Origin of the sequence: Pseudozobellia sp. WGM2, from assembly GCF_017810075.1 — a bacterium.
GTDB lineage: Bacteria > Bacteroidota > Bacteroidia > Flavobacteriales > Flavobacteriaceae > JADNYK01.
The window spans coordinates 407,259-419,261 of the sequence record NZ_JADNYK010000001.1; the positions used below are offsets into that span (position 1 = coordinate 407,259).

General features: G+C 37.6%; 11 protein-coding genes. 4 read left to right on the forward strand and 7 right to left on the reverse strand.

The genetic code is table 11. From position 1 onward, the window contains the following. Window positions 1-24: 24 nt before the first annotated feature. Window positions 25-1,155 carry a hypothetical protein gene (locus IV512_RS01735; protein WP_209400040.1) on the forward strand — a complete coding sequence of 377 codons (1,131 nt, stop codon included), beginning with the start codon at window positions 25-27 and terminating at the stop codon, window positions 1,153-1,155. A 42-nt stretch (window positions 1,156-1,197) separates the two neighbouring features. Here IV512_RS01735 and IV512_RS01740 read toward each other — a convergent pair whose 3' ends face one another. Further along, a complete protein-coding gene (locus tag IV512_RS01740; protein ID WP_209400042.1) occupies window positions 1,198-1,914 on the reverse strand; it encodes a hypothetical protein in 717 nt (238 codons plus the stop codon). A gap of 197 nt (window positions 1,915-2,111) precedes the next feature. Between IV512_RS01740 and IV512_RS01745 the strand changes: the two genes are divergently transcribed. After that, entirely contained in the window at window positions 2,112-2,657 is a 546-nt protein-coding gene (locus IV512_RS01745) for a fasciclin domain-containing protein (protein ID WP_209400044.1), read from the forward strand. On the opposite strand, the gene pheT is transcribed toward IV512_RS01745, so the two are convergent. The 3 genes from pheT to IV512_RS01760 form a co-directional block, all read right to left on the reverse strand. Beyond that, the gene (pheT, locus tag IV512_RS01750; protein ID WP_209400047.1) at window positions 2,654-5,080 is read right to left on the reverse strand and encodes a phenylalanine--tRNA ligase subunit beta; all 2,427 of its coding nucleotides are present in this window, start codon (window positions 5,078-5,080) and stop codon (window positions 2,654-2,656) included. The genes IV512_RS01745 and pheT overlap by 4 nt on opposite strands. 133 nt (window positions 5,081-5,213) lie before the next feature. Next, window positions 5,214-6,332 (reverse strand): 3-isopropylmalate dehydrogenase, encoded by a 1,119-nt coding sequence (leuB, locus tag IV512_RS01755; protein WP_209400049.1) that lies wholly within the window; start codon window positions 6,330-6,332, stop codon window positions 5,214-5,216. 150 nt (window positions 6,333-6,482) lie between these two features. After that, the gene (locus IV512_RS01760) at window positions 6,483-7,655 is read right to left on the reverse strand and encodes a 2-isopropylmalate synthase (protein ID WP_209400051.1); all 1,173 of its coding nucleotides are present in this window, start codon (window positions 7,653-7,655) and stop codon (window positions 6,483-6,485) included. Window positions 7,656-7,802: 147 nt separating this feature from the next. Between IV512_RS01760 and IV512_RS01765 the strand changes: the two genes are divergently transcribed. Then, window positions 7,803-9,347 carry a hypothetical protein gene (locus IV512_RS01765; RefSeq protein ID WP_209400053.1) on the forward strand — a complete coding sequence of 515 codons (1,545 nt, stop codon included), beginning with the start codon at window positions 7,803-7,805 and terminating at the stop codon, window positions 9,345-9,347. Between the two features lie 8 nt (window positions 9,348-9,355). Then, a complete protein-coding gene (locus IV512_RS01770) occupies window positions 9,356-10,213 on the forward strand; it encodes a DMT family transporter (RefSeq protein ID WP_209400055.1) in 858 nt (285 codons plus the stop codon). Between the two features lie 5 nt (window positions 10,214-10,218). On the opposite strand, the gene IV512_RS01775 is transcribed toward IV512_RS01770, so the two are convergent. The 3 genes from IV512_RS01775 to lspA are packed head-to-tail and all read right to left on the reverse strand — an operon-like array spanning window position 10,219 to window position 11,993. Further along, window positions 10,219-10,767 carry a DUF4252 domain-containing protein gene (locus IV512_RS01775; protein ID WP_209400057.1) on the reverse strand — a complete coding sequence of 183 codons (549 nt, stop codon included), beginning with the start codon at window positions 10,765-10,767 and terminating at the stop codon, window positions 10,219-10,221. Window positions 10,768-10,800: 33 nt separating this feature from the next. Then, entirely contained in the window at window positions 10,801-11,499 is a 699-nt protein-coding gene (locus tag IV512_RS01780; protein WP_209400059.1) for an RNA pseudouridine synthase, read from the reverse strand. Then, window positions 11,499-11,993: a signal peptidase II gene (lspA, locus tag IV512_RS01785; protein ID WP_209400061.1), complete on the reverse strand. Its 495-nt coding sequence runs from the start codon at window positions 11,991-11,993 to the stop codon at window positions 11,499-11,501. Before lspA ends, IV512_RS01780 begins: the two co-directional genes overlap by 1 nt. Window positions 11,994-12,003 lie beyond the last annotated feature (10 nt).

Here is a 12,003-nt window from a genome sequence, read left to right on the forward strand (position 1 = left end):
TTTATCGATCCAAACTCTTACATCATGAAAACCTACAATCTGCTATTTGCCTCATTGGCAATGGTGGTCATCGGTTGTACTAAATCAGATGGTGATGGCAATTCGACCGACAAAACCAATGGAGTAAACTCTGCCTATACCCTTTTGGTGCAGGATAAAGAAAAACTTTCTTCAATAGCTATTAATGTAACTGGTGAACTTAGTGTAGCAACTGCCACAGAAAGTGCTTTTACACTGAACTCTACTCCAAAAATAACTTATGTTGAAGATGATTTTTTCAGTTATTATCATCAAAGCGGTGATTGCAATGGTGAGATAACTGTTTACGATTTTGAGAGGAAAAATGTGGCTTCAGAAATTGTATTTGAAGATTTAGGTGCTTGCAATCTCAAATCAAATGCTATCCTTAGAACGGAAAACAGTCTCTACATAGCTTATGAAATTAAAACTTCAAAAAAAATAAGCGATTACTATGTAAGGGCAATTGACACTTCTTCAGAAGAAGTTGTTTTTACCGATATAGCATTGGGTCATAAGCCGGTTGAAATGGCCTTTGCGAATGATAGACTTTTTGTGCTTACACTTGATGAAAAACTATCGGGTAAATATGGTATAAATGTCATTGACGCTCAGATAAACCTCCTGATTTATTATGATTTACTCACTTTTGGTGCTCGACGCATTTTTAAGGGGCCTAATGATAATATTATTGTCAGTTTTGATGATTTACACATGACTATTGACAACAATTCGTTAGCAGTTTCCACTACAAAATACGGAGTAGGAACTGAACCGAATTTTAAATCTGCAAGTACCATGAAATTTGACGCTTCCGGTAGATTATATTACGATATGCCAGGTGGGACGCATAGTATTTATCCGGTGATATCAGCAGTTTACGATTTTGAGAAAAATTCTGCTATACTGTATGCTTATGAGAATTTTCTATCTGAGGCACAACGTAAATTTGAGTTTGAGATAGAAAGTACTACAATGGTTTCTTACGATGAGAAAAATGATTTTATATTGATAGGATATAAAAAAATAGGCAGTAATAACCGTGGTGGGTTATTAAGAATCAAACCCGCTCCCAATCCTGCACTTATCGACAATTTAGATGTAGATGGTGTGCCTCATTCCATTTTTGTGGAATAACGACGAGCAAACTTCATCTTCAAAATATTTATCCTTGAAAATCTAGCTGTTGAAATACTTGCTGTTCCAAATGGCCGGAGTAAAGTTCTTTCCCAGGGCAAAGCCATAAAAGATGACTACCGATGCCATACATTTGAACATGAAAAAGAAAATAATCCAAAATTGGGCGGTAGTACTATTCTTTGAAAACAAACCGTTTGGTACCATCAAAGTCATTAAGTAACTACAGAGTACGACGACCAAGGTTAGGTTGACCACACTTTTAAAAGGCCACATCAGTAGTTTTCTAAGAGGATGAAGGTCGTTTCCCCATTTGTGAATTAGATAAAAGTAATCATTGCCTATTGGAGCAAATAGCAATGGGTCATCTTTATCTTCTAGTTTGAATAATTTGGAAGGGGCTAATATTTTCAACCCATCTATTGTTGTATCATGAGTTTTTTCAAGCCTTCTAATTTTAGAGATTGCCTCGGCAGGTATTTCTCCTTTAAAAAATGAAGAGTTTAAAAACCTCAAACGGTAATCGATGCAAATTTTTTGAATTTGGTCGATATGATAAATATTTTCGGTTTTCAGTATATCGAAATCGAATTCATTTGATGTCTTAGGTACTCCATTGCTAATAGTATTTAAAATTCTTTCGCGTTCACTCTGATTAAGCTTCAAAATCTCCTCTATTTGCCGGAATAAAGATGTTTTAGATGTAGTTCGATTCCGTTCTCGATTCAGTTTTTCCTGAATATTAGTTCTTCGTATCATTCTCTTGATTTAGCAATTCACTCAAATTTAACGAATTCTCAGAATGATTAGATTTCAATACTGAGCTCTAAGTGTTAACAAGTTGTTAAAAAACAAATAAAACCGTAGGTTTTTTTTGTTAATATTTTACATTGATCGTAATTTGTCGGTAAGATTGACCGTTGGTCGGATCTATAACCAATTTTTAATCAATTTGCATGAGGATTTCTTCCGCTTTGCTTTTTATACTGATATTATTTTTTTCTTCCGAAGTAAGTGCTCAGAAGAAATCAACCATAGAGGCTAGAAAATCAATTGTTCGTTCTACGGCCATATCTGAAAATCATAAGACTTTATTAGCGGTAATGAAGGCTACCGATTTAGAAGAATTACTTGACCGATCCGGTCCATTTACAGTATTTGCTCCATCCGATTTAGCTTTTGAAAATATTACTGGTAAATCTGTAGATGATTTATTAAGCCCGGAAAACAAGAAAGAATTGAAAGCCCTTTTGACGTACCATATTGTAGCGGGAAAACTATCGGCCTCAAAAATTTTAAAAGCAATGTGCAGGGGCGGAGGTACCGCAACGTTTATGACCGTTCATGGTGATGACATAACCGCAACAATGAAAGGGCTCGATATTATTTTAACTGATGGACAGGGTAATCAAGCGACAATTGTAGTTGCCGATTCTAACCAACGTAATGGTGTGATCCATGAAATAGATCAGGTCATTCAGCCCCGTGAGGTTAGGTCTTAACGTAATTCTGCACCAAGCTCTTCTTCAAGGCGTTTTTGCATCTTATTCATAATCTTATCAATTTGCTTGTCGGTCAACGTACGGTTAGCATCTTGTAGCGTAAAGCCGACAGCATAAGATTTTTTACCTTCAGGCAGATTCTTACCTGTATATACATCGAAAAGATTAATATGTTTTAGAAGTTTCCTTTCCGTTTTAAAACCAAGTTCATGAATTTCTTGAAAAGAGATATTATCGTCTAATAGCAGTGCAAAATCACGTTTAACTTCGGGGTGTTTTGGTATTTCGTTATAGGATATACTGTTCTTACTGGCAAGAGATATAACATTGTCCCAATTAAAATCAGCATACAACACTTCCTGCTTAATGCCCGATTCTTTCAACAAGTTTTTCTTTACGATACCGATAGTTACTAATGGCTTTGACTTTTGGGAAAGAGTTAAACCCTCAGCATATACCGAATCAATGACAGGTGATGGTCGCAATTGAGAGATGCCTAATCGTTCAAGTATATTGAGTACAACAGACTTTAAATAAAAGAAGTCTATATTATTCTCGCTTCCAATCCAACTATCTCCATTACGGTTTCCGGTGACGAGAAGACTTAAGTGTTTATTTTCAGTTCTTTTAGAATCGTTCAGATGATAGGTCTTTCCAAATTCAAAGAATTTAAGATTTTGTTTTTTTCTGTTAATGTTATAGGACAATGCCTCTAAGCCCGAAAAAAGCATCGATTGTCTCATTACAGATAGGTCATTGCTTAAGGGGTTCAACATTTCTACCGGTTTACCAACTTGTTCAACTTCGAGCAGTGTAGCATATTTAGGTGAACTGAGACTATTGGTCATTATCTCATAAAAACCTAAAGAAGCCAGTTGATCACCAATTTTCGATTGTAAATTATAATCGTCGAATTTTGAAACCGGAGCTATCGAAGCGTTTATTTTATTTTTAAAATTGATATTGTTGTAGCCATAGACCCTTAAGATTTCTTCTATCACATCAACTTCACGATGAACATCTACACGATATGAGGGAATGGAAAGACCAAGACCGGCTTCGGTAACACTTTTTACTTTTATATCTAAAGAAGCCAAAATTGATTTTATGGTATCTTGAGAGATTTCTTGACCAATTAGAGAGTAAGTCTTTTCAAAGGTTAAAAAAACTTGGTGCTCTTCTATTTTTTTAGGATAGAAATCTTCTATATCAGAAGTAATATCTCCCCCAGCAATTTCTTTGATTAAAAGGGCTGCCCTTTTCAGTGCATACTCAACATATTCAATATCGATTCCTCTCTCGAAACGGAACGAGGCATCTGTATTCAAACCGTGTCTTTTAGCAGTTTTACGGATATTAACGGGGTCAAAATAGGCACTTTCTAAAAATATAGAGGTGGTAGACTCTGTTACTCCAGTATTAATACCGCCGAAAATACCTGCCAGGCACATCGGTTTCTCAGAGTCACAAATCATTAAATCATCTTCGTGTAATTCTCTCTCATGACCGTCAAGAGTCATAAATTTTGTACCCGCTGGCAATGTTTTTACCTTAATTTTCTTACCATGAATACGGTCTGCATCGAACGCATGTAGGGGCTGGCCAAGCTCGTGTAATACGTAGTTCGTGGCATCGACCACATTATTAATGGGTTTTAGACCAATGGCCAACAACCTGTTTTTTAACCAATCAGGTGATGGTTGCACAATGAGATTGCTCATGGTCACCCCGCAATATCGGGGTGCCAATTTACTATCTTCCACTTCGACCAACATTTTCAATGAGCGATTATCAACATTAAAATTGCTAACCGATGGTGTGATTAGTTCTTTGTTTATCTCTTTTTGTACCAGACCGGCTTTCAAATCTCTTGCTACCCCGTAGTGGCTCATCGCATCGGCACGATTGGGAGTGAGGCCAATGTCAAAAACTTGATCATTTTCTATAGTAAAGACTTCTGAGCATAGGGTGCCAGGTTTGAGTCTTTCGTTAAGAACCATAATACCGTCGTGACTGCTACCAAGACCTAACTCGTCTTCTGCACAAATCATACCTTCGCTAACTTCACCACGAATTTTCCCTTTTTTTATTTTCCAAGCTTCACCCTCTGGGGTGTAGAGGGTAGTGCCTATGGTGGCCACTGGTACTTTTTGACCAGTTGCAACATTTGGTGCACCACAAACTATTTGAAGAGGGGTATCTGTTCCAATAGCGACTGTAGTTACTTTCAATTTGTCGGCATTGGGGTGTTTTTCACAGGTTAAAACTTCGCCCACCACAATACCATTCAAGCCACCTTTTACAGATTCAAAGTTGCTAATACCCTCAACTTCAAGACCTAAGTCGGTAAGAAGTTCTGCGGTTTTGTCAGCTTCCCAGTCAAGCTTTAAAAATTGTTTCAACCAATTGTACGAAATCTGCATGCGCTATTTTTAGTGGCCGCTAAGATAAAACAATGCGCTAAGACATTCAATAACCTTTTGGGCCGAATTCTTCTATTTTTTGAATAAAGATTTAGAGGAGAGAATCTATTTATTTTCGAATAATATGCTTAAACTAAATTATGGTCGATTTACCTAAACCTATATTCTCATCATTAATGTTGAGAATCTCATCAGAATCAACAATATGCTCAGAAATAAAATCACCTACGTAATCAGTACCGTATTTACTGCTTCCCAAGACATCTGGGGTTACCACATTTTTGACAAAAGATTCATGTACTGCCGATACAATTGAATTCGCTTCCTCATCAAGCCCGTAATGCTGTAACAACATGGCCGTGCTTAATATAGAAGCGACTGGGTTGGCAATATTCTTTCCCTTCGCCTGCGGATAAGAACCATGAAAAGGTTCGAACATGGCGTTATCGACACCGATAGAAGCTGAGGGCAATAAACCTACTGAACCGATAATAACGCTACCTTGGTCAGAAAGAATGTCTCCGAACATATTATCGGTCAAAATAACATCGAACTGTGAGGGTTTTAACATCATTTGAACCGCGGCATTATCAATAAACATAGTTTGAAGCTCGACATCAGGGTAAGACTTGCTTATTTCTGTAACGGTCTTACGCCAGAGACGTGATGATTCCAATACATTGGCTTTATCTACAAGGGTTAATTTCTTTTTTCTTTTTTTGGCCGCTTTAAACGCCAGGTGCGCGACCCTACTAATTTCTTGCTCTGTATATTCACATACATCAGAGGCTCGAGTTCCATCTTCACTGATGCTTTTTTGTCCAAAATATATTCCTCCGGTCAATTCTCGAAAAATCACCATATCGGTCCCGCGTACAATATGTTCTTTAAGGGGTGAATTTTTTATAAGCGAATTGAACATTTTCACCGGCCTTATGTTGGCAAAAAGTCCCAATTCTTTTCTCAATCTCAACAGACCTTGTTCGGGCCTAACTTTAGCTTCAGGGTTATTGTCATACTCTAAACCCCCAATTGCACCGAATAGAATAGCATCTGCCTCCCGGCATAGCTTTAAAGTGGCATCGGGTAGGGGTTTACCGGTATCAGTAATTGCAATGGCGCCCACAGAGGCTTCTATATACTCGAAGTTGTGATTGAAGGTTTCTTCGATCGCCTTTAAACATTTCACCGATTGGGCTAGAACTTCAGGCCCAATACCATCTCCACCAAGAAGAGCGATTTTTAACTGCATACAGATACATTTTGACTGTTTGCCGCAAATAATTCATAAGCTTGCAAACAAAATTTCTAACATAGCAAGTGGCTAAGGTTAAAAATTTTGTTGACATTTCAGAGAAATGAAAAGGAAATTTGTTGTTTGTTCAGAAAAGATTAAAATCCACTAAGAAACACCTACTATGTTTAAGTTAGCTGCCTTCATGATTTTTGGAATATCCTCATCTGTAATTTCTTTGTGCAAATCGGCAAATTTCAAGAATTCTTGATAGGCATGGTCAAGTTGAATTTTGGTCAATTCAAAGCCCACAATTTTTGCACGATACGCTAAAGCAGCCCTGCCACTTCTAGCGGTAAGAACAATTGACGATTCATTTACACCTACATCGGCAGGGTCAATAATTTCGTAAGTTTCCCTATTTTTAATTACCCCGTCTTGATGAATGCCTGAGCTATGGGCAAAAGCATTGGCCCCAACGATGGCTTTATTGGGCTGAACCATCATTCCCATTTTTTGAGAAACCATTTGGCTGGTATCGTATAACAGTTTACTGTTAATGTTTGTATCAAGATTTAAGCTTGGGTGTTGGCGTAATATCATCACCACTTCCTCTAAAGAGGTATTACCTGCGCGCTCTCCAATACCATTAATGGTGCATTCAATCTGTCTGGCACCGTTGATGACACCGGCAATCGAATTTGCCGTTGCCAGACCTAGGTCGTTGTGACAATGACATGAAAGTGTAGCCTTATGAATGCCTTTTACGTTTTCCTTAAGATATTTAATTTTCGCACCATATTCTTCCGGTAGGCAATAACCTGTCGTATCGGGAATATTCAATACTGTGGCTCCGGCTTTAACTACCGCCTCACAAACTTTGGCCAAGAATTCATTATCGGTTCGACCTGCATCTTCGGCATAGAACTCAACATCTTCAACAAATGTTTTTGCATAGCTAACGGCACTAACGGCCCTTTCGATTATTGCATCTCTATTCGAATTGAACTTAAATTTTATATGCGAATCGGAAGTTCCTATACCCGTGTGTATTCTTGGTTTTTTTGCTGTTTTAAGAGCTTCGGCAGCTACTTCGATATCTTTTTTTACCGCACGGGTAAGTCCGCAAACCGTAGCATTTTTTACCAAATCGGATATTTCGGCAACAGATTTAAAGTCTCCGGGACTTGAAATAGGAAATCCCGCCTCAATAATATCCACACCCAAATGATCCAGTCGTTCCGCAATGACCAATTTTTGCTCGGCGTCTAATTTACAGCCGGGCACCTGTTCGCCATCTCGAAGTGTAGTGTCAAAAATCTGTACCTTATCTTTACTCATTATATTTATGTAGTTTAGCTAACCAATACGAATATATAACCATTTAGGTGAAAACACCTAAGGGTGAACAAGAATAGTACAACGTTAAATTAGTTTTTCAGTAGATTAATTTACTGAATTACAGAACATTAAACCATACTTTTTACGATGACAAATGTGCACAGAGATGCTTTGTTCGTGCTCGTTAAATCGCTATCGAAATCAGAAAAACGTCAATTCAAGTTGTATGTTGGTCGATTAGGGGTAAATACCGATGCCAAATTTCTAGCACTCTTTAATTTGCTTGACCGCTTAAGAAAATATGACGAAAAGACCATTCTTGAATCAGGCATTGTAAAAAAAGCGCAACTGTCAAATCTTAAGGCTCATCTATACAAGCAAATTTTGGTCAGTCTTAGACTTAATCCTGTAAATCAAACTATTCGAGTACAGATTCGAGAGCAATTAGATTTTGCCACCATCCTTTATCAAAAAGGGTTGTACAAGCAGAGTCTCAAGATTCTGGATAAGGCTAAGTCCACGGCGATAGAAAATGAGGAAAAAAACATAGCCTACGAAATTGTAGAGCTTGAAAAAATTATTGAAACCCAGTACATTACGCGTAGTATACCCGATAGGGCCAATGAATTGGCCGTTCAGGCCAAAGAACTCTCGGCCCAAAATGTGATGACAAGTAAGTTATCAAACCTATCACTACAACTTTATGGTATTATGTTGAAGGTAGGGTATGTACGCAGCGATGAAGACTACCAAAGGGTCAAAGAATATTTTGATAGACATCTTCCCAAACATAGAATAGAAATGTTGGGTTTTAGGGAAAAACTTTGGTTGTACAAGGCGCATCTTTGGTATAGCTTTTTAATTCAAGATTTTTTGTCTACCTATAAGTATGCCAGTAAATGGGTCGATTTGTTCTATGAACATGAAGAACAAATAGCATTGAACCCAGTTTTCTTTCTGAAGGGCAATCATTACTTGTTAGAATCTCTCTTTTATGTAAAATATAGTTCTCAGTTTAGAACAACCCTTGAACGTTTAGAGGAAGTTGTGGGGAGTAAAAATTTCCCTAAAAATGATAATATCGCATCGTTGGCATTCTTATATATTAATGCCAATAAATTGAATCTTCATTTTCTAGAGGGAAACTTTCAACAGGGTCTTTATCTAGTTAAAATTGTAGAGTACGGCATTAACAAGCACAAAGACCGTATCGATGCACACCATATTATGGTACTGTACTATAAAATTGCTTGTTTGTACTTCGGAATCGGAGATAATAAAACCTGTATCCAATATCTTAAAAAAATCATCAATAATAAAAACCTCAAGATGCGCGAAGATTTAATGTGCTTCGCGAGAGTATTAAGTTTGGTGGCCCATTACGAGGCTGGTATGGACTATCATTTAGAGATCCAATTGAAAAGCACCTATAAGTTTCTTTTAAAGATGGATGATTTACATGCCGTTCAGCAAGAGATGATCAAGTTTTTACGAAATCTAGGAAATATTTACCCTAATGAACTGAGAAACGAGTTCCAAAAATTGCATACCGAACTGAAGAAATACGAAGACCACCCTTATGAAAAAAGAGCCTTTTTATATCTTGATATTATTTCATGGTTAGAAAGTCATTTAGAAAACCGACCGGTAGCCGAAATTATTCGTGAGAAAGCTCTAGCCGTTAGAAGATAGCCCTTTAAATGACCGAACGGAACCACACCCGTAATTTTCTAGAAATAAACTTGGCCATGCTTTTTTTGAGCACTTCTGGGCCTTTTGGTAAATTCATCGTACTACCAGCTCCTTTGACCATTGAAATGCGAGCGCTTCTTGCCTTTATATTTCTGGCCATTTACTGTAAACTAAGAGGAATTTCCTTGAATTTGAACAGTCGAGACCGTTGGCCCATTTTTATATGCTGTCTTTTGATGGGAGTGCATTTGGTGAGCTATTTTCATGCCTTACAATTATCAAATGTAGCCATTGGTATGCTATCACTATTTACATACCCGGTCATGACGGCCTTTCTCGAACCTTTATTTCTAAAAACTAAATTTCAAAAACTTCACTTACTGCTCGGCTTGATGGTTCTCATTGGTATTTATCTTTTGGTTCCTGATTTCAGTTTAGAAAATTCCAGTACGGTCGCTATTGGTTTTGGTCTCTTTTCCGCGTTCACTTATGCCATTAGAAATTTGATTTTGAAGACCAAAGTTGATAAATACGAAGGTTCTGTTTTAATGACCTATCAAATGGGAGTGGTAGCAGCCTTACTGATTCCGACCTTCTTTTTTTATAATATTGAAGAAGTTGTTCAATTCACTCCTGCTTTACTAGGTTTAGCATTGATCACCACAGTAATCGGGCATTCAATGTTTATCAACTGTTTCAAATATTTTTCATTGACCACTGTAAGTATATTAAGTTGCATACAGCCGGTCTATGGTATTATTATTGGCGCGATTTTTCTTTCTGAAATGCCAGGTTGGTCGACTGTAATCGGCGGTTGCTTGATATTGGCATCGGTTGTTCTTGAAAGCCGCAGGTCTTACCGATAATATATTTACTGATTACTATTAATTTCTTCGGAAGAAATACCGGGTGTGGCCCCCATGTTGTATTGGTTTATGAGTCCATTGCCTAATTTTTGAAATTCTTCATTTTGTGCCATCTGCCTAACCTTTACGGGGTCGAAGTTCCCATTAAAATAAAGAAAAGAACCATTGAGGTTATTGTTGTTGTAAATAAGAATTTCCTTTACAGCGTCTCTTTTTTCCCTTATGCTAACAATATTCCTTTTCAAGTTATCATTCTTCCTATAAACTTCAATGAAAGAACTTCCAGTAATACCGTTCATTTGCTTGTTCAAAAATTGGGTGCGTTCGGCAGTTGCGCTAGGAAATTGCATATAGCGTAAATCTTTTGTATTGCCCACCAACGATTTCATTTCAGGAGAAATATTACCGATCATTGATAGCATAAATCGAGGTACTCTTATAGCCGTTACTTGATCATCTTCTTTATGTGCATTATAAAATGTATCTATAGAATTATAAGTGCCACAGCTGCAGAATAGAACAAGGCAGAAAATGAAAATTATTCTTTTGATCATGGTGTAGTGTTTTGTATGTTAAATATAAAGTATTTAACAACAAGCGTTCCAAATCGGGTCGTTGGGTGGGTCGGCACAGATTATTAGGGGCTCTTTCTTGACAGGGTGAATGAATGAAAGCTTTCTAGCGTGAAGATGTATACTCGCATCTTTATTGCTCCGGTCGAAACCATATTTCAGATCACCTTTGATCGGGCAACCGATTGCTGACAACTGTACCCTGATCTGATGATGGCGACCGGTTTTTAAATCAACTTCCAATAGATCGTAATTATCAAGTTTTTTTAGCGTACGGTAATCAAGAATAGCTTTTTTGCTATCGGTAACCTCTTTGATGTGGGCGTACGACTTATTCTGTTTGGTATTTCGTTTTAACCAATGTTCTAAAGTTGCTTCCGGTCTTTCTGGACTATTTTTGACAACGGCCCAATAGGTTTTTTTAGCACTTTTCTCAGCGAACAACTTGTTGAGCCTTGGTAGAGCCTTCGAGGTTTTCGCAAAAACCACGATACCTGATGTTGGCCGATCTAGTCGATGTGCCACCCCAAGATAGACATTGCCCGGTTTATTGTACTTTGTTTTAAGGTATAATTTTACGACTTCGCTCAAGGGCATATCACCCGTTTTATCACCTTGTACGATATCTCCAGGGCGTTTATTGATGGCAATCAAATGATTGTCTTCGTACAGAACCTGAAGGTTCTGGGGGTTTGAAAGTATTTTGTTCGCCACTATATAACCGGTTTATCTTTTCGAAAGGAAAGAAGTAAAAGAAGCAACACTCCCGAAGTAACCGATACATCTGCCATATTAAAAATACCGGTTTTTAAAAAGCCCAATTTTATTTGAAAGAAATCGGTCACCGAACCATAGGCAATACGATCTACAAGATTTCCTATTCCTCCGCCTATGACAAAAGCAAAACCGACTATAAGCCAAAGGTTCATCTCTTTTTTCTTGAGTATCCTGTAAAGTAGAACAAGCAATACCATAATGGGTAGAACCTGAAATAAAGCTATTTTTAAAATAGGAGGGAAGTTCTGCCCGAACCCCAACATTGCCCCAGAGTTTTCGACATTCGTGAGTATGAAACTATCTCCAACAACCTGAATATAATCATTCGGTGAGACCTCTTTGCGCACAACATTCTTTGAAATTTGGTCGCACCCAAAATTCAATATGACCAAAACAATAATGCCCCACCTTCTAATTCTTGTGCTGCTCATGCAACTTTCT

Coding starts and splice junctions, on each gene's coding strand:
- IV512_RS01735 (WP_209400040.1), top strand. CDS start 25: ATGAAAACCTACAATCTGCTATTTGCCTCATTGGCAATGGTGGTCATC.
- IV512_RS01740 (WP_209400042.1), bottom strand. CDS start 1,914: ATGATACGAAGAACTAATATTCAGGAAAAACTGAATCGAGAACGGAAT.
- IV512_RS01745 (WP_209400044.1), top strand. CDS start 2,112: ATGAGGATTTCTTCCGCTTTGCTTTTTATACTGATATTATTTTTTTCT.
- pheT (WP_209400047.1), bottom strand. CDS start 5,080: ATGCAGATTTCGTACAATTGGTTGAAACAATTTTTAAAGCTTGACTGG.
- leuB (WP_209400049.1), bottom strand. CDS start 6,332: ATGCAGTTAAAAATCGCTCTTCTTGGTGGAGATGGTATTGGGCCTGAA.
- IV512_RS01760 (WP_209400051.1), bottom strand. CDS start 7,655: ATGAGTAAAGATAAGGTACAGATTTTTGACACTACACTTCGAGATGGC.
- IV512_RS01765 (WP_209400053.1), top strand. CDS start 7,803: ATGACAAATGTGCACAGAGATGCTTTGTTCGTGCTCGTTAAATCGCTA.
- IV512_RS01770 (WP_209400055.1), top strand. CDS start 9,356: ATGACCGAACGGAACCACACCCGTAATTTTCTAGAAATAAACTTGGCC.
- IV512_RS01775 (WP_209400057.1), bottom strand. CDS start 10,767: ATGATCAAAAGAATAATTTTCATTTTCTGCCTTGTTCTATTCTGCAGC.
- lspA (WP_209400061.1), bottom strand. CDS start 11,993: ATGAGCAGCACAAGAATTAGAAGGTGGGGCATTATTGTTTTGGTCATA.